Source organism: Nocardia sp. NPDC051321, assembly GCF_044455225.1.
GTDB lineage: Bacteria > Actinomycetota > Actinomycetes > Mycobacteriales > Mycobacteriaceae > Nocardia.
Genome location: NZ_JBITEM010000004.1, coordinates 46,603 through 70,910, shown reverse-complemented (window position 1 = coordinate 70,910; position 24,308 = coordinate 46,603). Strand labels below are relative to the sequence as shown.

Sequence of the window (24,308 nt, the reverse complement as noted above, 5' to 3'; positions counted from 1 at the left end):
TCCGATTTTCCTCGAGGATTCCTAATGATCCCTTCTCTTGATGGCCGCGCTTTTACGATCACGGCTCGCGACGGGCTCCGGCTCTCGGCGGTACGCGTCGGCGCGGCCTCGGCACCAGCGAGCGTGGTCTATGTCCACGGCATGCTCACCGACGCCGGCTACTGGTTGCCGTTGGTCGAGCACCTGCATCGGCACCTCGACGGCGGCATCGCCCAGATCCGCTACGACCAGCGCGGACACGGCAAATCCGAACGCGTCACACCGCACACACGATCGAGCCTGCGGACACTCGCCGACGACCTCGACAGTGTCCTCGACCACGTGCACGGGGCTATCGTGCTGGTGGCCCATTCGGTGGCATCGCTGCTGATCCAGGAATGGGCCAGCCACAACCTTCACCGCGTTCGCGATCTGGCCGGGATCGTCCTGATCAACGGATGCAGCGAATTCCCCTACGCGCCAGCGACTTCCCACGAAGTCCTGCCCGCGCCACACCAGCGCCTCGGCCGCCACACGATGTGCGAGCAACTAGGCCGCTACCTCTACACGGCGCCGGATCGCAGCCGATGGAGCCGTGCACGCACGCGGCCGCTCGGCCTGGCCGAGGTCGTCCGGCGGCTGCATGAGCCGGTCGAGACAACGATTGCCGATCTGGCCGCCTACCCGCGCGGCGTTTTGAGCGCCGAGGCCGTCACCGTGCTGCGGGGCATCCCGACCTGGGTGCAGACCGGGCAACTCGATCCCGTCGTCGCGCCTCGCTGGTCGCGCCAACTGGCCGAACAGATCTGGGCCGAGTACGACGTCATTCCCGGTGCCGGGCACTCGCTGCCCTTCGTCAATCCTGACCGTGCCATCGAGCCGATCCTGGCAGCACTCGAGGTCGCCTACCGATCCCATCGACTCAACGGTGGTGTCGCGTGACCGCTAAACAGCTTCCTGCTCAAGTGCTTTCGCCGCTGGTCGAGCTCCTGGGCTATCTCGCGTGGTTCGTCTTGCTGATCTGTATCGCCCGGGCGATCTGGGCAGGCGGGCAACTGGCGATACGCCTGCATCGCGAGGAGTCGATCGAAGGACTGATCGGCGCGCTGATCGGCGCAGCCCTAGTGGGATCGGCCAGCTCGCTCGCCATCCACGTGCTCCCGGCCTGACTGAATACTGGAGAACGCACCCGTGAAACATTCCCGCACAACAAGCTTCGGCACACTGGCGATCCTGGCTATCGCTGGACCGATCGCGGCATCGGGCCTGCTGGCCTGTGGCAGCACCGACCCCACGGACCCCGCGATCTCCACGACCGTACTCACCGCAGCACCGACAGCGCTGCGATGGAAGTCCTTCCAGGGCGTCGACCTGCCGACCGGCACCGAAGGCCCGCACCAGATCGACGGCGCAGTCGCCACCGGATTCGACCGGCGGCCCGCGGGCGCGGCCCTGGCCGCGATCCACGCCACGGTCCGGATGTCGATCGCGGGCGACGGCCAATGGCCGCTGGTGGGGCAACGCATGCTCGCCGCCGGCCCCGGACGCGATGCCTGGGCAACCGCACGTGCCCGGATATCGATCACCGCACCCATTGCCACCGGAGCACCAAAAGTCCTGGGCTACACCATCACCCGCTACAGCCCAGACACCGCTGAGATCGAGGTCTACAGCCTGTATCCCGACAACTCCGTCACCGCCAACCACACCCAGGTGATCTGGCAAGGCGAGGACTGGCGCTTACAGCTGCCCGCAGACCTCACCTCCAGCCCAGTCACCTCTGTGGTCCAACCACCGGCCGAGATGGTCGCGCTCGCACCGCGATAGGAGAGCACCGTCGATGAAATCGTTCCGCCTGCTGATCATCCTGCTCACCGGCATCACCGTCATCGTCGTCGCGGCATTCGCCTGGACCCTGAGCCGCAACGACGACACGACGCACACGCCCGCAGACCCGGTCACCACCACGATGCCGACCGAGCGGACATTCCCCGATCTGGCACCAAGCGCGGCAACCCGGCCGCCGACGACCGATCTGTTCGGTGCGCGCCTGGAAGTACCCGCCGAGGAATCCGGTGTCGCGCTCAATCAAGAACCCGGCGCGCGTCTGGACCCAGCACGCCCTGACTATCTCACCGCGTCACCGGCGCGCATGCAGTGGCAGCGCGGGTGGGGCGGTGCAGCGCTGCCCATCTCCGGCAGCGACGGGCCTGCACAGATCACGAACGGTGTCGCACAGGATTTCGCCCACACCCCCCAGGGCGCGGCACTGGCCGCCCTCGACGCACTCGGGCGAGCGCTATCAGCGCCGGAGGGGATCTGGCAGCAGGTGGTGGCCGAGCGTTACTACGGTGGCGGGCCCGCGTTGGTGAACCGTTTCGCTCGCTCCCGCGCACGCACCCCCGATGCCGCCCGCTACGTCGTCGTTCCCGACGGTGTGCGGGTACGACCGGGATACCGCGACGATCTGGCAGTCGTGGAGATCGCGCACCGGACGACCGGCGGCTACACAATCGCCACCTGGCCCATGGCCTGGGTCGGTGGGGACTGGCGCGTACGCGTACCCGAGGACATCGAAACCCTCTGGGGCCCCGGGGTATCGACGCCGACCTTGGCGGAGGCCTTCGGGTCGTGGAAAGGCCAACCATGATCATCCTCGCGCAGACCGGCTCGCCGATACACACCCAGCTTCCCAGCATCTGCGACCTGCCACTGGGACCGCAGCAAGCCTGCGAATACGCCGGAAGCGCCGCCTCCGATGTAGCGAATTCCGCTTTCGATGACCTGGTCAGCGCTCTTGGTATCGGTATGGCCAAGGGCTTGCGGATGGCGATGACGTGGTGGACCACGACTCCTTCACCACAATTGACGACCAGCACCGGCGAACCTGGCCCAGTACTAGCCGGGATCAGGGACTACACCAGCGGCCTGCAATTTCTTCTGCTGACGGCCGGAATCCTGTTCGCTGCCGCACGGTTGGCACTAGCCAAGCGCGGCGGGACAGCCGCAGAAGCGCAGGAGTCGTTTCTCATGCTCGGGCGCGCGGTGTTCGCGGGCATGACTTTCGCGGTGGTGATCACCGCGGGAACTCGCGCCGGAGAGGCGTTCTCGACCTGGGTGATCCAGGATGCCACCCGCGGTGACCTCGACGGCGCAGTCACCCACCTGGTGGATTTCGACCTGCAACACGACAGCAGCTTGGGATCAGGTCTGTTAGTGGTGCTTTACATTCTCGGGATCGTCAGCATGCTGGTGCAACTGGTGATGATGGTTATCCGCCAGGCGTTGCTGATTCTGGTGGTCGCGATCCTGCCCATCACAGCCGCGGCATCGGGAACCGGCCCAGGCTCACAGGGCTACAAACGATTGCTGAGCTGGTCGCTGGCATTCACCCTGTGGAAACCGGTCGGCGCGCTGGTGTACGCGATCGCCTTCACCGTCGCCGGACGTACACAAGATCCGCAAATGATCCTGCTCGGCCTGATTCTGCTGGTGATGACGGTGGTCGTGCTCCCCGCACTGATGCGCCTGGTCAGCCCCGCAGTGGCCACGCTCGGTAGCGGGGGCGGAGCTGGAGCGGCGATGGCGGGCGGGCTGGCCGGTCTCGCGATGGCGACCGTGGGCAGCGGCGGCGGTGGTTCGGAAGGTCGCAAAGTCGCTGAAGGGGAGCATTCACCAGGGGCAGGCGGCACAGGAGGAGCACCGCCGTCCTCGCCGCCGCCCGGCGGCGGGGGAGGACGGCCCATGCCCGGTGGCTCCGATAACAACGGTGGTGGAGCAACGCCAGGCGGCGGGCCGGGACCAGGTCCAGGGGGCGGCACACCATCAGGAGGCGGTACTACACCGGCGAACCCACACGGCGGCGCGAAGCCAACGGATGCGACACCCACCGGCGGTGGCGGTATGGGAGAGACCCCAGCGACCGGGGCGGCGGGGGCTGGGCCAGTCGGAGCTGCGATGAATGATGCTGGGCAACAAACAGTTTCGGCGGCGGAGAGCCAGATTCGGGAGGCGAGCGAGAGCGGCGGGTTGGATGCGGATTCGCTGGGGCCGGGGGAGGTGCGGCGATGACCTCACGGATGTACGGCCGCTGGGAACGTCCGCGTAGTGCGGGCTTTTTCGGGCTGACTTGGGGAGTGTCGATGCTCGGGCTCGGTCTGATCATCGCCATCATGCTCGGGTTCATGATCACCCGATCTCTGAGCGCGGCAGCGGCGATGATCGTCGTTGCCGCACTGGTGTTCACGCCGCTGGCCGTCGTGCGCAACGGGCGGACGGGCTGGGAAATCGTGCTGCTCCGAGCACAATTCGTCGCCGCGCGCGCCCGCGGCGAGCATGTATATCGGGCGGGGCGGTTCTCTCGTCTGCCCGGTGTAGCCAAATTGCCAGGGGTGCTGGCGGATTCGCGGCTGTCGGAATACGAGACCGCGGGTGGGAAGCGGTTCGCGATGATCCACATACGCCGCACCGACCACTACACCGTCGTTCTACGTGTGGTCCCGCGCGGTAAGGAGCTGGTCGACCAGTCCCAAATCGACTCCTGGATCGAGGGATACGGTCAGTTCCTCGCCGCGCAAGGCCGCGGCGGTGAGGTCGTGGCGGTGACCTCGGTCCTGGACAACGTCGTCGAAACGCGGTTGCGGCAGGCACGCGAGGTCGCCCGGCTCATCCGCCCAAACGCCCCGCGCTACGCGAAAGCGGTGATGCGCGAAGCCGCCGCCGACACCGGCGGGGTCGGTGTGCGCATCGAAGCCCGGGTCGCGATCACCTACCGCGCCATCGGCAAAGGACGTATCCGCCGCGACGAGGCCGAGCAGGCCCGCGAAATCGGCCAGCGCTTGCAAGGCGTGCTCTCCCAGCTCGCGCGGGCAGGATTGCCGGCGACTCCGTTGCAGGCGTGGGAGGTCCTCGCGCTGGTGCGTACTCGCTACGATCTGGCCTCCCAACGCGATTGCGAGGCTGCGGGCCCCGGCATCACCCGCACCCAATCCTGGTCGAGCGTCGGGCCGATCGCTCACCGCAATCAGTGGGATCACTATGTTCACGACGGCGCTTGCTCGATCACGTGGGAGATGGACGCCGCGCCACGTGGTGCGGTGATGGAAAACGTGCTCGAGGAACTCCTGCGCCCGCGTGCGGACGTCCCCCGCAAACGCGTCGCCGTCGTCTACCGGCTGCATTCGGCCGCGGAAGCCTCCACGCTGGTCGATTCGGATTTTCGTGACGCGGTCGCTGCCCAGCAGACCGAGCGCGGCATCGCCTCGGCCTCGGCAGGCATCCGCGTTGGCAACACCAGAGCCGCGCGAGAGGAACAAGCCCGCGGTGCCGGGCTCACCCGATTCGGGCTGCTGATCACCGTTACCGACCACCTCGACGGCGACCTGCCGGGCATCGAAGCCTCCATGAAAGCCATGGCGTCGGCGGCACGTCTGGGTGTGCGCCGCTGCTACGGCAGCCAGGACAGTGCCTTCGCCGCGAGCCTGGGAATTGGACTGATCCTGCCCGAACACGCCAGCATCTCCAAGCGAGTGTCGGCATGAGAAAAACCAAGCGGCCCAAGATGTCTCGACCAGCTCGTACCGAGCTCGTTGCCGGTGTGCGGGTGCTCAGTCCCGGGGCGCGCACCGCAACCGAGGCGGCCGCCGCCACACCCGGTCTCCGTGGCTGGCGGGCAAGGATGGCGATATCGGCCGATGATCACCGCCGGTCCACCGCGGCACGTCGCGCGGACTGCTCGGGCGGCGATGGCTTCGACCGATCGCTGGCCGAGCAGTCCGCGCGCGGATACACCGGGATCGGCGGCGGCCGCGCCTCGGTCGTCACCGCGACACCGGAATGGCGAGGCACCACCGTCCAAGTCGCGGGGCTGTGGCCCTTCGCGATCGGGGCCAGCGCACCGACGGTCGGCACACCCGTGGGGATCCACTACATCACCGGCGGGCCCGTGCATTTCGACTCGATGAGCTGGTTCCTGAAAGGGTTCCTCACCGCGCCGAGTTGTTTCGTACTGGCACTCAACGGTTTCGGCAAATCCAGTCTGATCCGCCGCTTGGTCACCGGTGCTGTCGCTGCCGGGCGAACCACGTTATGTCTGGGTGACACCAAACCCGACTACCGCGACCTGGTGGTCGAGCTCGGCGGCCAAGTCATCGACGTCGGCTACGGCCACGGACACCTCAACCCTCTCGACGTCGGTGCACTCGGCGCCGTCGTCACCCGGCTCCGCGACCCCGACCAACGCCGCCAGATCACCGCGCGCGTGGAAGCCGGGCAAGTCAATATCGTCGCCGGCCTCATCGAACTCGTCCGCGGGGCGCGCGTGGCCGACTACGAAGAAGTCCTGCTCGCCGCCGGGCTGCGCGAACTCTACAGCGCCACCACCACATTCAGTTACGACCGGCCGCCGGTGCTGTCGGACCTGCTCGAGGTCATCTCAGACGGCGGGGACCGACTGCGCGAATTCGTCGAGGAGGACGACGAACTCAGCTATCGGGCCGCCACGAAAACGCTGCGCCGATCATTGCGCGCGCTGGTGGAAGGACCCTTCGGCGCGATATTCAACGGCCAGACCACGGTGCGATTGGATCTGGATAGTCCCGCGATCTGTGTCGATGTCTCGCGGATCCCCGAAGGCGACACCAAACTCCTGGCCGCGGTGCTGATGGTGTGCTGGAGCGACGGATTCGGCGCCGTCGCCGCCGCCCACTCCCTCGCGGACGCCGGACTGGCACCACCACGCGCCTTCGAAATCGTCATGGACGAGATCTGGCGCGTCCTGGGCGTCGGAGAGTTCATGGTCGACAGAGTCGATGCGCTCACCCGGCTACAGCGTGGCCTGGCGACCGGATTGACCATGTGCTCACACACCATCAAAGACCTCAGCGCTTTCGATTCCGCTGCCGCTGCGGCGAAAGCCCTCGGATTCTTCGAACGAGCCCGCGCGAAACTGATCGGGCCGGTCGGCCCGGAAGAGATCAACCGCATCCGCGGCGCGATCGGCATCACCGAAACCGAGAAACTCCTGGTCAACTCCTGGGCCGCACCACGCCCACCCAGTGACGACGACCTGGACCCCACCCGGCGCGAAGCACCCCCGGGCACCGGATGCTTCCTACTGAAAACCGGCGAATCCAACGAGCCCGGCATCCCGTTCCGCATGGTATTCACCCCCACCGAACGCCAGACCGACGTGCACAACACCAACCGGCGCTTCGACAACCTGAACGGCACCGTGCCCGGCAACGGGCACGACGGCGGTGAGAACGACTGCAGGTCCTCATGATTTCTGACGCCTTTCCCACCTATGTGTTCGCCGAGTTGTTGCTAGCGCCAAATCGGTGGGAATTCGTGCCTCCGCGCTCGGTGGCACCAAGTTTTCTAAACCGTCCGACCGAAAGGAGGTGAGTCGATGAGCTGGCAGGCCGATTTCTTGGTGTTGAACCCAGACGGCGAGGTCCTCTACGGCTCCCGCAACCGCGATCAGGAAATGCGAGACGCAGTACGTACGCATGTGCCGGACCTTTCCACCCAGGGTATGGGAAGACTGCGAGCCTGGTTCGCCGACGACTTCTCCAACCCTGATTTGCTCCCAAACCCGCTGGCCGACCAGGTATTAGCCCGCTTGGGTTACCAGCTCCCTACCGGCTGGTACGGACCGGTGGCGGTGTCCATGGAGGAAGACGGGGCAGGTGACATCCCGCCGCTGGACTCCAAAGTGCGCGAGACGCTCGACGAACTGCTCGCACCTTTGGGCGGCGCTACTGTCCACGCCGCAGCACACATGGCAGGCGGTGACTCCCACGTCTTCGGTGACTCCGACATCACACAGGACATTGAATCCTTCAGTTCGCCAACCGAATCCGTGACGCCGCCCTTCGACGTGCCTGATGCAGGAGCAGACCTATGACTCTGCAACGGAGTCCGGCCCGGCAACCCATCGAACTCGGCGAAACAGCCGACATGACGTCCACCCGTGGGATCGAAGGCGTGAATGTTTGCACCACACCACGGATTTTGTGGGACTACGTGATCACCAAATATTAAGTGCCACAACATTTCCGGAAGGAAAGCTGGTATGACCGAAAATCAGGTAGACGCTACGCCCTTCGAGCTCTCGGGATGGAAGGCGCGGTTGCTGGACCGAATCGAAGACCTCTCGGCCCGCTACGCACTCGTACTGAGCACGGAGTATCCGGGCTATCGCGAGGATGACGGACACGGTGCCGAGATGATCGAGGGCTGGTGCGGGCGGCTGCGTGATCTGAAGGAGAGCCGCACCGAACTCGAGATCCGTACGGAACTGGCAGGGGTGGAGCTCGAGTTGATCGAGCTGGCGCGAGTGGACGGGGAGCAGGGAGAGCACTGGAACCACCTCATCCACAGGCCACCCACGGTGGGTAGTGACGAGCGCGGTCGCGCACCGCTGCTCGATGCGCTCGCCGAGACCATGTGGACGCTCGAGCACATGGCTGCGGTCGAGGCCGCACGGCAAGCCTGCGGGAGGGATTTCGTTCCCGACCCGGCGGGTCAGCAGCAGTACGAGCGCAATATGACCGCACTCTGGACACGGGCCAACACCGTCGCCGCGGCTGTTGAGCTCACCGAGGCCGAGCACACCGAGATGGTGCACCGCGATCACGGCAACTGGATCCGGTTGGTGTCGCGCACGGTCTACCGCTACTCCGATTCCGACATCGAGGTGCGCTGGCGCGCCTATGCCTGGCCCGGGATCGAGTGGGAGGCCAAGCGTATGAGCGCTGAACTCGTCGACCCAGTCCGCCTGGTCGAACCGAGCAGGCTTGTCCCGGCGCCGGGTGTGCTCATCGGCGAAGCGACACGCGCTCTGCAAGTCGACATCGGTGAAGCGCAAGCCGATGCGTTCTTTTATGGCGCGGATGTGCTCGACTACCTAGCCCCAGCGCTTGAGCGCTCCTACGACGGCGCCGGTGTGGGGAGTTGGGGCAGCGAGCCCGCGGGTGAATCGCTGGCCCGGCCGCCGGAATTGGGCACCCCGGCCGATCCCGCGTGATGGCGACGGCACGCGATGGCGAATCCCACCCTCCACCGAACCCGCGGCGAGACCATTCCGCAGCTGGCGAGTCAAGGGCCGCGGCCCGACCTGTCTGGGCAGTCACGTGATGTGCACCGTCGATTGCTCTGGCGACCGCCGAGGGTGACGTTCGATGAATTCCTCATCGAAAGTTGTTGCCGCGACGGCATTGTCGGTGCCTGCCGTGCTGGTTCTTCTTGTACTGATAATTGTGGGTGCGGGCCATGGGCCCTCGTGTGCGACACCGTTGGCGGCGGGTGGTGCGGCCGGTGTAAGCGGACCGACCAGGCAGAGCGTGGCCGGGCTGAACGAAGCTCAGCTGCAGCTGGCCCGCAACGGGGTCGCGATCGGGCTGCAACGCCGGATGGGCGAATCGGTGATCATCGCCGAGCTCGCCGCCCAGGCCACCGAGTCGACATTTCGGAATCTGGCCAATCCGGGGGTTCCGGACTCGTTGCGATACGCCAACGACGGCGTGGGTTACGACCACGATTCGGTGGGGCCGCACCAGCTGCGCGCCAGAATCTGGGGTGCGGTCGGTATCGAGCGGTTGATGCAGCCGACCTATCAGATCAACTGGTTCTACGATCGCGCCGCCGAGCTCGGCAATACAGCACAGCAGATGTCACCGGCCCAGATCGCGCAAGCGATCGAGGTATCGGGACCGAATGTGTATGCCGCACAGCTAGATCTGGCACGGCGACTGTATGCGATGTTCTCTGGAATCGATATCGCCTCGATGCCACGACCCGACGTGGGCGAGACGGCGAGGGGGTGTGGCACCAACGACTCGGGGACCGCGGTGCCCGCAGAAGCCAGCGCGTTCGGGCGGTCGGTGATCGAGTACGCCGAGCGCTGGAAGGGCACACCGTACGTCTGGGGCGGCGGGGATACCAGCGGCCCGACCGGCGGTGGGTTCGACTGCAGCGGGCTCACCCTCTACGCGATCTATCAGGCATCCGGCGGTCAGATCCGGCTCCCGCACTACACCCAAGCCCAACAAGATCACCCCTCCGCACGGCCAGTGCCGATCGGAGCCCAGCAACCGGGCGATCTGATCTTCTTCACCTCCCCGCGCGAGAGCGATTCACACCACGTGGGGATCTACTACGGGCGCGACGAGCAAGGCCACGACCTGCTGCTGCACGCCCCACAGACCGGCCAAACCGTCACGATCACACCGCTGTCGGCCTTCGACGGCGAACACATGGATGTGCGCCGCTACCAGCCACCGGCCAGCCGAGCGTGACCGCGCTGAACGATATTCGCCTCCGCGATCGGCCGCACTCACCACGCCAGCCGCACTACACCAGCGAAAGCGCCAACCCGAAGGCCCGACCGCCTCAGCGCCTATGGCCACTGGCACACGCTCCTGCCGCACCCACCGAAAGGAACCCCTCCTGATGACAACGATCGAGAACAACACACGACTCGAGGACACTGCGGCGCCCGTAGCGTGTGGCGGCGAGCCACTCGCAGCGTTGACGGCAACGGTTTTCGGTGACGACGACTACATCAATCAGGTACGGATCCGCGATGTGGTCGCCGCCCTCGGTGACATTCCACGCAGTGGGGAAACCCAAACCGAGGAAGCCTCCTACAGCTATCTTCTGCTCGCACGCGCCCTCGCCGCGCTGGGCGGCTCGGCCCGCACCATAGCCGCCGATGACAACAGCTCGTATGCGTTGTTCGACTGGGCGGCGGCGCTGGCCCCCCGATTGCTGGTGCTGCTGCCGGGACATCTCAAACTCACCGTCGCCGCGATCGAAAACCTCGGCGACAACTCATCATTCCAACAGCAATGCCTGCACGATCTCGACAGCGGAGCAGCTGCCGGAGTCGGACTCGTTACCGAGCTCGACCACGGCAGCGACGCGATACACCTGGAAACCACGGCCACCTGGCTACCCGAGCAACGGTCCTTCCGCCTCGACACCCCCACAGCGGGGGCAGTGAAGTTCATGCCCAACGTCGCCGCGCCGATTCCGCGCTGCGTCGTCGTGTACGCACGCCTGATCGCAGACGGCACCGATGAAGGAGTGTGGCCGTTTCTGATGCGGCTGCGCACCGCCGAGGGACTGGTCGAAGGTGTGGATGTGAAGCCGTTGCCCGACAACGGTTTCTGCCTGTGGATGGACAACGCCATGACCCGATTCCACGGCGCACTGATCCCCGAATCAGCCCTGTTGGGTGGGGACGTCGCCGGTTTCGATGTGACGGGCCGGTTTCACTGCGCGCTGACAGCACGGCAACGTTTCGCCCGCGCGATGAGCCCGATGCATTCGGCACGGTTGTGCACGGCCGGTGCGGCGGTGTCAGCGGCCCGCGCTGGATTGGCGCTGGCCGTCGGCTATGCCAGCCATCGTCGAGTCGGTCCCGATGAGGCCTCGATGATTACTCACGACCATGTGGCCGGGCAGTTGGCCCACGCGATGTCGGATATGTGGGCGATGACGTGCCTGGTGAACGCCGTCCGCGCACACTGTGCACGCGGTGACATCGACGGCGCTGAGGTGGCGCTGTGGGCGATGCTCACCAAACCTGTGGCCTCCTACACCTCCTGGGCAGTGATCGAGATGTGTCGGCAGCGGTTGGCGGCCCAGGGCATCCTGCGCGCGAACTATCTCACTGACTACGTCGCACTCTGCGAGGGGATCCTGACCGCAGAGGGCGAGACCTGGGCGATGCTCGGGGCGGCCGGACGCGCCGTGCGCCGATCAGGAATTCCTCACCTGGCCGGCATCGACGAGTGTCCGCGCGCGTGGTGGTATCGATCGCTGGTCGAACGCGAGCAGGTCCTGGCCGAAGAAGCCGAATCGGTGCACCATCCCGATAGCGCGGCCATAGAACTCGCGATGTCCGTCACCGTCCGTACCGCAGTCGACGCCATGTGGAACGCAGCCGCGGACATGAATAACCCTGTCGCACAACAGTGTCTGTACGACTCGGCGGCGCTGTACGGGTTGCGGCACGTCAACGACAACGCGGATTGGTATGTCGCGCACGGGCTGCTGGGCCGGGGCCGCGCTGCAGGGCTGCGCCGCAACCTGTGGGCTCGTTCTGCGGCGGTTGAACACCAGCTGCCGATCCTGGCACGTGCGTTCGCCGTACCCGAGGACCTTCCCGCACCGATCGCTGGAGACACCACCGCGCGATGGATCGCCTTCGCCGGATGGGATCTGCCGAACCGGCCCTCGTCGCTATCGAATGATTGCGCGGTGGGCGATGACTGATCACCGCGCTGCCCATTTCGCCGACTCCGCACCCCCTGACCACCCCACCGAGGCCGCCTGTTGCCGACGCGGGGAGCCACGCGCGGATGGCCCGAAACCTCCTTGCCGCCCGGGGAATCGGGGATGACGCCGTGGCGAGGTCAGGATCGAGTCGGCGCGCGAGCGCCGTGCCCACAGAGGTGCAGCAGCGCATGCTCAAGCAACTGCAGAACGTGACCGTCGACATCCGCAATATGGCCGGCGCCACGGGCTGGGACCGGCCGATCTTGCGCGATCTGCACGCCACCGCCACATTGCTCGATGAGCTGGTACACGAGATCGGCATCCCCGAGCGATGGATAACTCACGTACGTGCGCAAGGCAACGCGGGCCGTCGTTGGACCGGCTGGCAGCAGTTGCCTGCGGGCTGGGCCGAAGCGCGTGAACAGCAGTTGGCGCGACTGCACGCTCAAGTGGACGAGCTGTTCGAGATGACTGCCATCCAGACGGTCTACCGCGACCGCCGCGGTGTGATCGAGCCGGTGGTAGCCGAGCGTTTCGAAGCGTTACAGAAGGCGCAGTGGCTGCGGATCGCGATGGTCGCGCGAGCACTCAACGTCACCCGCGCTGAGGTCGGCACTCGATGGTCCAACGACCCCCAGCGGTGGACGGCGCTACTCCAGAAAACCCGCGCGGTCGTACCCGCAGAGCTGTCCAAAAGGTGGAAGTCCGCCACGAGCGCGGTCGCGGTATCCCGGGCACGCACACGGTACAACGCGTTGGCGACGGCTGGACTCGACCATTCCGGCGCACCCGCACCACCACATCCGCAAAAGCTCAGCCACGCCGCCGAAACACTTTGGCACACAATGAAGTTCGCCGACACTGCGTGCAGCACCCAATCATCGACAACCGCCGGTAGTGATCGCGGCACGCGGATCGCCGAAGCCGTCGACGCGGCAGCTCCTGAGCCGAGCTGTGCCGAAATCGCCGATACCGGCAACGCAGCGCTGACATCAGCGCCAGAGATCGCCGAGTCGCATTCGGAGGTCGAACCATGAGCGACGAGCGTCAAAGAGCCTCGTTAGCAAAGAACTTCGTCACAACAGGGTGTCGGGCGAATCGAGCTACAGCCGAGACCCATTCCCGTCGACACATGGAGGTCGAGATGAAATCGCGCCGATCGCCGACCACGCACACCCCACTCAGCCCGGAAATGGTTGTCCGTCTGCGCGCGGGCGAACTCTCCACCTATTCCTGTACCAGTCAGTTCGACCGCGTCGCGGCCCAGCACCGTTTCAACAACGCAGCCAGTTTCGATCGCTACGTGTTCGCGTTGCTTGAGGCAGGCATCGTCGACTACGACGCGCTGCGCCAGGCCGAGGCAACCCGGGCCGCCAAACGCGCCGGAGGCAAGCTGTCGCGGCTGGCGGCCAAAGGGCCACGGCTGCGACTGTTCTCCGCGGCCACCATGACCAGTTTCACCATCTGCCGTAGCGACGGCCACCTGGTCTGGCACGACCTTTTCCGCCAGCCTGCCACCATCGGCACCCCCGCCAACGCCGCCGAAGCAGCGGCACGGCAAGCGATCTGGCTTGCCTGGCGCGCTCGCTCTCATGTCCGAGCCTCCGCGGCGACCTTGCGGCTGGTCATGGCACACAGCTACGAGATCACCCCACGCAGGCTCCATCACGCCGCGCAGACCGCGGGACTGGTGCTGGCACTGTCGACCGCCAGCCACAATCCCGCCGCCGAACAACGAGCCCGCCGCGACATCGTCGGATTCTCCGAGATCGACCTGCGCTTCCTGTTCGACACAGACAAGGAGTCGGCATGAACAAGCCGATCATCACACTCGTCGGGAGCCTCATGGTGGGCGCGGTGCTGAGTGGATGCACACACGCGGCGGACCTGCCGCCACGGACGGTGTCGCAATGCGGCACAGCAGGTCTCGAACCCGCAACCAGCGAGACCGACCTCTGCTCGGCGGAGGCAGTCCTGCTCGCCGCGGTGGAGACGATTTTCGAGTACCGGCCCAGCGAACAACCCGACCAACGTGCCGCGTTCCGCGCGGCCCGGGACCTGATCGAACCGGTCTTCGCCGAGCAGGGAGAACCCTCGGCGCTGGTCTGGGCGCCGATCAACGCTCAGCAATGGCAGCAATGGCGCCGCGACGGCATCGAGATCACCACCCTGGTGCGCCTGACCCGCGACGACCACCCACCCGACACCCCCACCATGGCCGCCCGGGTACTCGCGGTGGACATACGCCCCGCCGACCAAGCACCGATCGCGCTGACCGTCTACGCCCGCGCAGCCCGCACCACCACAGCATCGGCCTGGCAGCTCGGCGGGTTGGAGGTGATCACATGAACGGCGATCCGGTCGAGGAGAGCGGCCAAGCGATGCGGCAAAGCACGATGCAAGCGATGCAGACCGCAGCGATGGTCTCGGGGCTGTTCGCGCGGCGCGCCGGAGACGCGCGGTCAGTGACCGAACACCTCCAGAGGATGCGTGTCGGCGACAGCAAGGAGGCGCGCGCCGCCTTGGAGCATCGGCTGCGGGTGGAGAAAATGCTCGCCACCGTGCCGCAGGAAATCGCGCTCAACGACGCCAAGATCACGGAAGTCAAACAACGCACGGCCAACGCCAACACCGCGCACACCGAGGCACAGCGGCGTGCCGACGAGGACCTCGATCGCCGTACCAAAGGCGGCGATCTCGAGCGGAAACACAAGAAGGCCCTCCACAAGCTCGAGATAGAAGACAAACGGCTGCAGATCCAGATCCGCCGCCGCGCAGCCGGATTGAGCGATACCCTCACCGACCCCGGCGGTAAAGCCGGTGCGACCGGGGCGTCGACGGCGGCGCACGCCGCGGCCCGCGCCAGCAAAGGGCTCTCCGAGGAGAATGCCGTGGCCGCAGACGCCTTCGACCGGCGCTTCACCGAAGACACCGGTGTCGACCCGGACCACTTCATCGACGCCACTGCGGTGCCCGACGCAGAGGTCCCGGCCCAGGACGTGATCGACGCCGAAATCGTCGAAAACTTCGAACCGGCCACCACCGCAGAGCACGGGAGCGTGCCGCCGAGGGTGTTTGTCGCCGACGTCACCGGTCTGACCGAAGCGTTGACGGTGCTCACCCACCTCGAGCACGAGTTCCCCGAGGCGGGCGGGGATTCCGCTCAACCCTCGGCTGACGGGACCGGGTTGGAAGCAGCCGTCGCCGACGCACAACCAGTACACGCGAGTGCGTCGGCGGATGCGGATCCGGGACTGGACTTCGGTTTCGATCCACCCCTGGAGTTGACCGCCACACCAGATCCAGAGCTCGGGCCATGAACCACGTACCCACGCCACCGGGGGCGCGTGAGGTCAGGAGCCGATGACATGCAGACACCAACCCGGCTACAAACGTTGCTGCTCAACGGCATTCAAAACCTGGCCCACGACAACTGGACCAGGATCGGCAAATCCGTTGCCGCAGGTCATGACGCACCGCGACCGGAAGTGGCCGAGCAGATCACCATGAATGACCGCGCCCTGACCCAGCTCGAGGACCTGGCTTCGATGGTGGGCTGTCCGCATTCGTGGCGACACTACGCCCGCACCGCAGGCGAGCGCGGCCAACCCTCGAACCCGAGCCGACCGTTCTACAGCCCCGACGAAGTCCCACGACCTGCGCTGATCGCGGCATTAGCTCAGCACATCCACGACTTACAGGACAGCGCAGGCATTCTCGCCGCCCACACCCTGCGCCAGCCTGGTCTCGACAACGACGAGCGCACAACATTCCTGGCGGTAACCAGCGTGGTGTGGCAGCGCCTGGGCGCGGTGTCACACGAGCTCGCGGTGACTGATCGAGAACGAGACCAGATGTGGTCACGACACGGCAGCCGACACTGGGCCAACACCGTCGCCCACGAGCTGAGCAGCCACAACGACGAGCAGTTGCGCGCCCGCTTCCACACCATCGCGCACGCCAACTTCTCAGAGGTGGCGACACCTCTGGTGGTGATGCTCGAGTCCGGTATCACCGTGCACGAGATCGACGCGCAGATGCCGCACTCCGCGGAGCGGATGGTCGAACTCGTCGCCGTCGCACTCGACGGCCTGCCCCGGGGCCTCGACGATGAGGCGGTCGCTGTCAACGACGCGGTCGCCGCCACCACGTTGAGCGAGGACACCGCCGCCGGACACATTCGCGACCAAACCGCCTGGAGCGGAGCCGAACTCGATGCCGCGCCGGAGCAGCGCGATTACGGGACCGCGCCATGACATGTGGTGGCTGGCCCTCGATCACTTGTGTTTCCCCCCATTTGCCGATCGGAGCATGACCGATGACTCAACCGATACCAGAGTTGATGGAGCTGCCCAGCTGGAAGCTGAGGCTGCTCGAAATAATCCAGAACACCGCCGCCGACCACGCCAAAGCCTTGCGAAATGCCTTCCCGGACTATGAACCGCCCGGCGCCAGGAATATCAAGATCCAGACCTGGCGGCACACAGCTGATGGGCCTGCGCTCGGACCTGCACGAGATCGAACTGCACGCGACCGGGGTGGGAGTGCCGCGCGATCACCATGGGTGGAAGCAGTTGAGCGCGGTGACCGTGCAGACCTATAGCGACATCGAACTCTACGAGCGCTGGTGCCCCCACATCTGGCGCGGCCTCGAACACGAGGCCCGTCGCGGCACCGAGAACCTCGGCGTGTCGGCCGGCACCGATCTAATGAGCCCGCGTCCCCCGCGACCGGAGATCATGATCGTCAACGCCACCGAGGCCCTGTCCACGCAGTCGGCCGAACACGGCACCGAGGTCCAGATCGTGGCTGCGCTGGCGAACTCACCGCAGGCGAGTGCGACCGAGGAGCCCAGCACTGATCCCGACCCGACGACCCGTGACCCCGGTCGCGACGCCGACCACGAGCTGTGAGCGGCGAGGATCATGACCGACCCATCACAACCGTCAGCCTCGGAGCGAATGCTGGACCGGCTGCGCGGCATTCAGCGACTGGCTGCCGAGGAAACCCACATTGCTGACCTGATAGCCGGTTACCAGGACAGCGGAGACCCGCGCGTTGATCAACAACGCCGGGCAGAGCTAGACGACACGTTGGTCGATTTGCAACACAAACGTCAGCTGGTCGAGCAGCAGGCGTTAAAGGCGGACGTCCCACAACAAGTGATCGATGATGTACGCACATTCGGCCACTCCGGCCACCGACCGGTACCAAGTCCGGAGTCGCCGACAGGAACTCCGTCTCGGGACAGCTTCGAGGAATTCTGTCTGGACATGCTCGAGGTCGAGCGGTGGGACCTCGAGCGCATGGTGAGCCTGGAAGTGCTGCGGCGCGAGCTCATCGCCTCCGGCCGCTGGAGTTTCGGGAATAATCCTCTGGCGGTCTGGAAATTCGCGGAGAACACCCACCGCCAATACCAACGCGTCGCCGCGCTGGCTGCGGGTGCCCGGATCACCGCAACCGAGGCCGCCGCACTCTGGGGCGGCGCGAGCGCCGAGAACATCCGAGGACTGCACGCGGGCACCGCCGAGGACCTCGACGAGATGAGCGTGGTCGCCGAATGGAGCACCTACGCGAACGCGAGCCCAAAACCCCCACGCCCACCCTATGTTTCCGACGACCTCGACGTCACCGCAGTGCTTGCCGAAGCGGGTGCCAGTCCACCGACTCCACAGCAAATGTTCGACATCGCCACGACGGCACTGCGTGCGGACTACCTAGACGCCACCGCGGACCACCGCATCGGCGCCGCCCCCACGGCCATGACGACAGCGGTGCAGCAGGCACTGGTCGACAACTCGCCCACCTGGGGCAGCGAGCGTGACGAGGGCACCTACCGCCCCGAGACCTCCGACCAGGACCTCGGTCTGGACACCTGAATCATTGAAGAACGGAGCCATTACCTGACCGAATAACACCTGCTTCGCCTGCCTTTTCGTCGGCGGCGTGGTCACGGGGTACCGACCACCGCGCCGAACCCGAATGCCGGGGACATCTGAACACCGCTGCCACCTCGTCCTGAGGACTTGTGGCACGCACCCTCCACAGGAGGTCGACGATGTCCACCCCCACCAATCCAATCCCGAACGCACGCACCCGATCACCACTGACGCCCGCCCGCGGTCTGGGCGATGCCGTCGCTGATGTGAGGCCAGAGTCATGAGCTGGCTCGATCGACGAGGCGGTGCAAACAACCCTGAGCACTACCCCGACGCCGCCTCCGCTGATGAAGCCCAACTGCGCGCTGATGCGGCGCACTGGTACTCCCTGCTGTTGGTCTCTGAATTCGCCGAATCTCCCCAGCAGAGAGCCGAATTCAAATCCCAGGCTGGCCAGCTGGCCGCCAAATGGAGCCGGAACCCTTCGGTGGCCCACAGGATCCAGTGGACCCGGCTGCGCGATGCGTTCCGCGAATGGGAGAACTCTCCCGACCAAGCGGCCCAAGAGTTGCGGAAGCTCGAGCGTGCCCACGCTGCGAATGCCGATGGTGTCGATGAGATCGGGTTGCGCAACCTGCGCCAGGCCGGTGAGCAAACCGGTCACCTGGAACCAGGTGTCACCGGGTCCGAGCAGGACAGCGCCCGCTGGCAACCGGTCACTCCTGCAGCGAGCGCAAACCGCGCCCCGAGCACTGACCGTGGCATCGGCCGGGCGGATGCGAACGCTGCGGCGGCGACACCATGGGGGCGAAATGTGCTCGATCGCGCATTGGGAACCGTGCAGTCGATGCTGGACCCCGAGGAAGTCGGCGCGATCATCGCCGGAAGCGACCAGCATCGCGAGACTGCCGAAGAACTCGGCACTCTCGATATCGAAGAGTCCGCCGCGATACCGGATCAGGCGCGAACGACACCGGCAGGCGAGGCGACGCGGCTTCAGCGCGCCGCGTTGCAGGTGCTGCAAGACCTGTATGCCGAGCACACGCGCACGGTCGAGGCCATAAACGACCTCGCCCCGGATTCCGTCGAATACAACCTGACCAAAGTCGCTGAGCTGGAACGGATCAGTGCGCGTTACCGCAGTGCTCGCGTGGTCGCCGCCCGGATCGGTGCCCCGGCCGAGGTGATCAAAAGTGTCTCTCTGGCTGGACAGGCCGGCACCTACTGGGAAGACGGACCCGGTGATCCGCGCCTGGACCTCACCGATCCCAGCCTGATGCCGCTCGACCACGCGCCAGAGCCCCACGCCAGTCTCGGGGCACCGGACCCATCCGCGCTCGCGACGGCTACCCCGAATGGTGGAGTCGCGATCGGCCAGGCCGTCGACGCCGCTTCCACCGACGCCGAGCACGCCGACTGGCACACCCCCGAGACTCCCGACGTGAGTCGGTCAACCCCAACGCATGAGGTCGTCAAAGGCGTCGAACTATGAAAACCCATGCCAATTAACATCTTTCACTCACACAGGAGTAAATGATCATGATTGCGACCCGGGAGACCCGGCGCCGGACCAAACGCGGGATCGGGGAGGAGACCGCGCTGCTGCTGATCTTCGTGGCGCTGGTAGTCGCAGCATTGGGGGTGTGGGCGGCGTTGTGTGCGGGATGTTGGTGGGCAGGGGTGCCAGTTGCCCGACATCCGGTGACCGCGCTGCTGGGGGCGGTGTCGGGGCGGCAACCGTGGCCGTGGCAAGCCACGGTGGTGGCAGCCGTCTTCTCCGCCGCCGCAGCGGCGGTGGTGTTCGGGTGCTGGCGGATGCTGTACGCAAGCACCGAGATCGACGCGGCGGCGCGCACGATGCAGCGGCCTCGGGAGATCCGGTTGGCGCGGGTGTGCGACAACGCGATAGCGAACCAGCGCCTGCTGCGTGACGCCGCACCGGAAATCCGGACACTCAAAGGCCCACCGCTGGGCACGACCGTGATCGGGAAAGTGGGCCTGTATGTGCCCGCGGAACTCGGCGTAACCATCACCGCGGGTACGCGCACGGGCAAAACGATGGCCTGGGCGATCCCTGCGGTCTTGGCGGCGTGGGGGCCGTGTCTGGCGACCTCGAACAAGCCGGATCTGTACCGGCACACGGTGTTCGGGCGCGAAAGGGGCGGACGGGTGTGGCTGTGTGACCTGCAAGCGGTCACCGGGCGGATCGAGTGCGGGTTCTGGGTCGACCTGCTCGCCCAAGTGGAGACCTTACCGGCCGCGCGGAAGCTGGCGAGCTTCTTCGTCTCCGCCGCCGCAGGTACCGCCGCGCAAGCAGCAAATGCCAAGGTCGACAGCTACTTTGACGGAGGCGCGCAGGAATTGCTGGCGCTCTACATCTATGCCGCGGCGTGCGTGCAAGGCGATCTGTTGCATGTCGCGGAATGGCTGGGCCGCGATCAAGATCTCACCCCGGCGTTGATTCTGCGCCACTACGGTCATCAGCGCGCCGCCGAGCGCATTGTCGAATCTCAAGCCCTCTACGCCCGTCAACGAGACGGGCTCTATGACATGGCGCGGCGGTTCCTCGGATCGCTTTCCGATGAGGGCTATGCCCGCATGGTCACCCCGCCGCAGCGCTACCAGCTGCGTGTGCGCGAAGCCGCACCCAAGGCCGACGGCGCTACGACCGTGGTGATCGACCGGACCGAGCAGAACCCGACCCACAACCTGCCCGAGTTTCGGCCGCGCGAGTTCGTGACCTCGACCGACACCTTGTATGCGCTGTCGATGGCAGGACCCGATAGCGCCACCCCCTTGACTGCGGCGTTGGTCGGGCAGATCTTCGAGGCCGCCCTGATCAGTGCACGCGCGCGTCCCGACGGCCGGTTGAAGGTGCCGCTGCTCGGGGTGCTCGATGAGGCAGCCAATTGTGCGCGCATCGCTGAGCTGCCCTCCTATTACACCTACGCCGGTGGTTGCGGCATCGTGCTGATCACGATTCTTCAGGTGCTGGAGCAAGGCGAAGACCTTTGGGGCGCAAACGGTTTGAAGACCATGCGGGCCCAAAGCATCGAGGTCTACGGCGGTGGTATCGGCGCAGTGGACTACCTCGAACACTGGGCGGCGATGGCCGGCCCGCACGATGTAGCCGACCGCTCCCGCAGCCATGGCGCCGGTGGAACGAACCGGACGCTGACCTGGCGGGCCGAGCCCATCCTCGACATCTCGCTGCTGGCCGCGTTGCCCAAAGACCGTGCCCTGGTTCGACTTCCGGGATACGGGCCGGTCGTAGTCCGTAAGAGCTGGTGGCAGGACACCGAATACGCGCAGCTGGTCCACGATTCGCTGGCCCGCTTCGAGAAAGCCGCCAACGCAGCGATCGCCCTACCTCCCGCCCCGCCAGCGCTTGATGAGCAGGGAGATCCGTCATGAGCGCCAACACCGCGCCGTCGTCGAATGCGCCGTGCTACAGCCATTTCAGCGTGTTCGCGGAGAGATGGTTGCTGCCCTACATCACTGTGCGGTTGGCCGAGGCCAACCGGGAAAACACCTACACCTGGTGTCCGCAATGGTGGGCGCACCGAGCGGTGGCCGTGCGCATCGCGCACCTGCACGCCGCGTTCGAAGGCCAGCGCCGGTCCCGTGCGGGTACCAGCTTGAGCACGTTCCTGCTCACAGTCGACGGGCATCTGCGCACGATCATGGATGCCGCCAATGGCCCGTTGTATCGCTGCACCCGCCAGATCCATGTGAGCACTCCGTCGTTGCCGTTCGATCCTGTGCCCCGGGGTTGGTTCGGGCCGCCTCCTGCACCGAAACCGACATTGCCCGGGGAAAATTCGGCCCCGCCGAAGTTGTTCGCGCACTACTCCGACTTCGTGACCGACTGGTTGCTGCCGGTGACCTCGGTACGGATCGCCGCGAATAACCGTGAAGGGCAATACAGCTGGTGTCGGCAGTGGTGGCGCCACCGCAACGTGGTCCTGCGCTTCGCCGCCATCCACCGTGCTTTCGAGGCCGCGGTTTGCGCCGAGGACCCGGCCGCGATGAGCACGTTGTTCCTGCGCCACATCGACATTCATCTGCGGGAAATCCTTGAGGCATCGCGGGGTCCGCTCTACCGCTGCACCCCCGACCAGCACACCGAATGCCCCGGACTGCCGAGCGCACCGTTGCCCACCGCGTGGTTCGGCCCACCGGGGGCGAAAACCTCGACCGCACACCTGGGCTTCGGGCCGGACTTCCGCGCCCTCGCCGAAACCATGCCGCCAAGGACATCCTCATGAGCAAACCGACACTTGCGCAGCGGCACGTGCTCAAAGCGCTACAGAATCGGGCCGTCGAGCTGGCCGCAATGATCGACACGGCAAATCAACACATCGCCGACACCGGACAACGCCCACCATGGCAGTGGTTCGACGACTACCACGACCGCGCCATCGCGCACGACGCCTTGGAGAAAGCGGCCTACGCAGCCGGAGTGCCCCGCGCATGGATCGATCACGTGCGTGAACAGGGAGGAAACGGCATCACCTGGCATGCCAATCGACTCCTGCGCGCTGCCGAACCGCTGGACCTGGACCGCGTCCTAGGCGGTTTCACCGCAGACGTGCAACTGCTGCTGGACTGGACCGTCGTCGACATCGCCCACCGCATGATCAGTCCGGCACCGCCGCCGTTTGTAGCTGGGTATCTCGACCGGAATCTGGGTGCCCTGCGGGCGCGGACCAACGGAATCGCGAACCTACTCGGGCTCGACGCTGAACTCGGTGAACAGCTTTGGGGCACCGCCGCGGACTGGGCACCGGCCGGGGCGAGAATGGTGATGAAGCGCTCCGGCGACACGGTGACAGACCCCTGGAAAAACGCTACTGACATCGCTTCGCGCGGGTACGCACTGCAGGCGGCTGCGTTGGGTGCGGCGGGCATCATCACCGATTGCGCGGAGGCCCTGCCGTCGGCTGAGAATCTGGCCGCTGCGGTCAGCCGCTTGCTGCCACGTGTGCAGCGACTTTTTCCCGTCGCAGCCGGGGCGGCGATCGAATCCGCTGTCACGGACGCGCAACCTGGGGCGACGGCCGGTGGGGTCGTCGAAACCGCCACGGGGTCATCACTATTCAGTGAGATCTCCGAGGTGCAGACGCGAAGTTACGGTGGTGAGCTCGACTGGGAGGTCTCGGCCCCGCAGTTCTCCTCGGCGGCCGAATGGTTCGAGCCATGAGCGAACCGCAGGCCCGGTTGCGAGTGCGTGATCTACCTGTCGAGCAGGCGGGCATGCTCGACAGGATCCATGCACTGGCCGCCCGGGCGACAGAGTTGCAGGAGGTCGCGCGAGAACGTGCCGGTGACACGACGGCGGTGACTGCGGTGCTGCAACAGCTACGCCTGACCGATCGCGACCGCGCCATGACCGAAATCCGCGCCCGTGCAACCGGTATGCCCGACAGCTGGATCGACGACGTACGCCGACTCGGGCGGACCGGCCAACCCTTCACCGGCGACCTGCGCCTACCGCCATCTGGACGGGCACCTGGGCCACGCTCGTCCGGTCGGGCACTCGATGACATGCACCTGATGACCGAGATGGCCGCAGTCCTCGTCACCCGCGAACACCTCCTGGCTATCTATGCAGCTACGGCAGAGCCCGATCCTGTTGCCGCAGAACAATTCCGCAGGAACATGCAAGCACTGTGGACGCGTGCGTCCCGCACGGCCGACGCGATCGCGATGTCGGCACGAGTGCGCGCACGAACCTTCCATGTCCGCGACACCATCCTGCACGAGCAGGTCAATGAGTTCTGGAACTACAGCCCGGACGAGCTGGCCGTGGTCTGGGATCGCCACGCCGCGCCGTCGGTCGCGTCGAGTGTGCGGCGCTCGCTGGGGAACCTGCGCCGAGCCCACCCCGGCCGGGACTTTTCGACCGCCAACCCGGACGTGGACCAGCCACCCAAACCAGCATTGTTGATCGAGCGCGCCCGCGAGGCCGTGCATCTCGTGCAAGTCCGCCACTACATGCACACCATCCTCTCGGAGCAGCCCGACACCGGCCGTGTCATCGACACCGCCATCGCCGACGCCACCCTCGCCGACGCGGTTGAACTCGATAACCCCATGCCCGATTCCGGTCCCGGCCAGTCCGCGACCACCGCCGCCCCCGCGCACGGGCCGGATCCCTGAGCG

At 66.1% G+C, this 24,308-nt stretch carries 24 protein-coding genes; all 24 read left to right on the top strand.

Annotation, left to right across the window (positions count from 1 at the left end; all coding sequences use genetic code 11):
- Positions 1 to 24 precede the first annotated feature (24 nt).
- The 24 genes from ACIA8C_RS10020 to ACIA8C_RS09905 all read left to right on the top strand — a co-directional run bounded on the left by ACIA8C_RS10020 (position 25) and on the right by ACIA8C_RS09905 (position 24,305).
- Positions 25 to 921 carry an alpha/beta fold hydrolase gene (locus tag ACIA8C_RS10020; RefSeq protein ID WP_397132969.1) on the top strand — a complete coding sequence of 299 codons (897 nt, stop codon included), beginning with the start codon at positions 25 to 27 and terminating at the stop codon, positions 919 to 921.
- Complete coding sequence (locus ACIA8C_RS10015) at positions 918 to 1,148, top strand: hypothetical protein (protein ID WP_397132967.1); 231 nt, start codon at positions 918 to 920, stop codon at positions 1,146 to 1,148. The genes ACIA8C_RS10020 and ACIA8C_RS10015 overlap by 4 nt, the downstream gene beginning before the upstream one ends.
- A gap of 22 nt (positions 1,149 to 1,170) precedes the next feature.
- On the top strand, positions 1,171 to 1,806 hold the full coding sequence (locus ACIA8C_RS10010; RefSeq protein WP_397132965.1) for a hypothetical protein: 636 nt from the start codon (positions 1,171 to 1,173) through the stop codon (positions 1,804 to 1,806).
- 13 nt (positions 1,807 to 1,819) lie between these two features.
- On the top strand, positions 1,820 to 2,629 hold the full coding sequence (locus tag ACIA8C_RS10005) for a hypothetical protein (RefSeq protein WP_397132963.1): 810 nt from the start codon (positions 1,820 to 1,822) through the stop codon (positions 2,627 to 2,629).
- Complete coding sequence (locus ACIA8C_RS10000; RefSeq protein ID WP_397132961.1) at positions 2,611 to 4,050, top strand: hypothetical protein; 1,440 nt, start codon at positions 2,611 to 2,613, stop codon at positions 4,048 to 4,050. The genes ACIA8C_RS10005 and ACIA8C_RS10000 overlap by 19 nt, the downstream gene beginning before the upstream one ends.
- Entirely contained in the window at positions 4,047 to 5,519 is a 1,473-nt protein-coding gene (locus ACIA8C_RS09995; protein ID WP_397132959.1) for an SCO6880 family protein, read from the top strand. The genes ACIA8C_RS10000 and ACIA8C_RS09995 overlap by 4 nt, the downstream gene beginning before the upstream one ends.
- Complete coding sequence (locus tag ACIA8C_RS09990) at positions 5,516 to 7,261, top strand: hypothetical protein (protein ID WP_397132957.1); 1,746 nt, start codon at positions 5,516 to 5,518, stop codon at positions 7,259 to 7,261. The genes ACIA8C_RS09995 and ACIA8C_RS09990 overlap by 4 nt, the downstream gene beginning before the upstream one ends.
- Before the next feature lie 126 nt (positions 7,262 to 7,387).
- On the top strand, positions 7,388 to 7,885 hold the full coding sequence (locus ACIA8C_RS09985) for a hypothetical protein (protein WP_397132955.1): 498 nt from the start codon (positions 7,388 to 7,390) through the stop codon (positions 7,883 to 7,885).
- Positions 7,882 to 8,022: a hypothetical protein gene (locus ACIA8C_RS09980; RefSeq protein WP_397132953.1), complete on the top strand. Its 141-nt coding sequence runs from the start codon at positions 7,882 to 7,884 to the stop codon at positions 8,020 to 8,022. The genes ACIA8C_RS09985 and ACIA8C_RS09980 overlap by 4 nt, the downstream gene beginning before the upstream one ends.
- Before the next feature lie 31 nt (positions 8,023 to 8,053).
- Entirely contained in the window at positions 8,054 to 9,007 is a 954-nt protein-coding gene (locus tag ACIA8C_RS09975) for a hypothetical protein (protein WP_397132951.1), read from the top strand.
- Positions 9,008 to 9,161: 154 nt separating this feature from the next.
- Positions 9,162 to 10,277, top strand: a complete 1,116-nt coding sequence (locus ACIA8C_RS09970; protein WP_397132949.1) for a C40 family peptidase — start codon at positions 9,162 to 9,164, stop codon at positions 10,275 to 10,277.
- A 154-nt stretch (positions 10,278 to 10,431) separates the two neighbouring features.
- Complete coding sequence (locus tag ACIA8C_RS09965) at positions 10,432 to 12,261, top strand: acyl-CoA dehydrogenase family protein (protein ID WP_397132947.1); 1,830 nt, start codon at positions 10,432 to 10,434, stop codon at positions 12,259 to 12,261.
- Positions 12,262 to 12,452: 191 nt separating this feature from the next.
- Positions 12,453 to 13,301 carry a hypothetical protein gene (locus tag ACIA8C_RS09960; protein ID WP_397132945.1) on the top strand — a complete coding sequence of 283 codons (849 nt, stop codon included), beginning with the start codon at positions 12,453 to 12,455 and terminating at the stop codon, positions 13,299 to 13,301.
- A 107-nt stretch (positions 13,302 to 13,408) separates the two neighbouring features.
- Positions 13,409 to 14,077: a hypothetical protein gene (locus ACIA8C_RS09955; protein WP_397132943.1), complete on the top strand. Its 669-nt coding sequence runs from the start codon at positions 13,409 to 13,411 to the stop codon at positions 14,075 to 14,077.
- Positions 14,074 to 14,613 (top strand): hypothetical protein, encoded by a 540-nt coding sequence (locus ACIA8C_RS09950; RefSeq protein ID WP_397132941.1) that lies wholly within the window; start codon positions 14,074 to 14,076, stop codon positions 14,611 to 14,613. The genes ACIA8C_RS09955 and ACIA8C_RS09950 overlap by 4 nt, the downstream gene beginning before the upstream one ends.
- Positions 14,610 to 15,584, top strand: coding sequence for a hypothetical protein (locus ACIA8C_RS09945; protein WP_397132939.1), 975 nt, complete (start codon positions 14,610 to 14,612; stop codon positions 15,582 to 15,584). The genes ACIA8C_RS09950 and ACIA8C_RS09945 overlap by 4 nt, the downstream gene beginning before the upstream one ends.
- 48 nt (positions 15,585 to 15,632) lie before the next feature.
- A complete protein-coding gene (locus tag ACIA8C_RS09940) occupies positions 15,633 to 16,520 on the top strand; it encodes a hypothetical protein (protein WP_397132937.1) in 888 nt (295 codons plus the stop codon).
- Positions 16,521 to 16,754: 234 nt separating this feature from the next.
- The gene (locus ACIA8C_RS09935) at positions 16,755 to 17,177 is read left to right on the top strand and encodes a hypothetical protein (protein ID WP_397132935.1); all 423 of its coding nucleotides are present in this window, start codon (positions 16,755 to 16,757) and stop codon (positions 17,175 to 17,177) included.
- Positions 17,178 to 17,189: 12 nt separating this feature from the next.
- The gene (locus ACIA8C_RS09930; RefSeq protein WP_397132933.1) at positions 17,190 to 18,143 is read left to right on the top strand and encodes a hypothetical protein; all 954 of its coding nucleotides are present in this window, start codon (positions 17,190 to 17,192) and stop codon (positions 18,141 to 18,143) included.
- Positions 18,144 to 18,423: 280 nt separating this feature from the next.
- On the top strand, positions 18,424 to 19,635 hold the full coding sequence (locus tag ACIA8C_RS09925; protein WP_397132931.1) for a hypothetical protein: 1,212 nt from the start codon (positions 18,424 to 18,426) through the stop codon (positions 19,633 to 19,635).
- Positions 19,636 to 19,676: 41 nt separating this feature from the next.
- Complete coding sequence (locus ACIA8C_RS09920; RefSeq protein WP_397132929.1) at positions 19,677 to 21,557, top strand: type IV secretory system conjugative DNA transfer family protein; 1,881 nt, start codon at positions 19,677 to 19,679, stop codon at positions 21,555 to 21,557.
- Entirely contained in the window at positions 21,554 to 22,411 is an 858-nt protein-coding gene (locus tag ACIA8C_RS09915; RefSeq protein ID WP_397132927.1) for a DUF4913 domain-containing protein, read from the top strand. Before ACIA8C_RS09920 ends, ACIA8C_RS09915 begins: the two co-directional genes overlap by 4 nt.
- Complete coding sequence (locus ACIA8C_RS09910) at positions 22,408 to 23,346, top strand: hypothetical protein (RefSeq protein WP_397132925.1); 939 nt, start codon at positions 22,408 to 22,410, stop codon at positions 23,344 to 23,346. The genes ACIA8C_RS09915 and ACIA8C_RS09910 overlap by 4 nt, the downstream gene beginning before the upstream one ends.
- Entirely contained in the window at positions 23,343 to 24,305 is a 963-nt protein-coding gene (locus ACIA8C_RS09905) for a hypothetical protein (RefSeq protein WP_397132923.1), read from the top strand. Before ACIA8C_RS09910 ends, ACIA8C_RS09905 begins: the two co-directional genes overlap by 4 nt.
- Positions 24,306 to 24,308 lie beyond the last annotated feature (3 nt).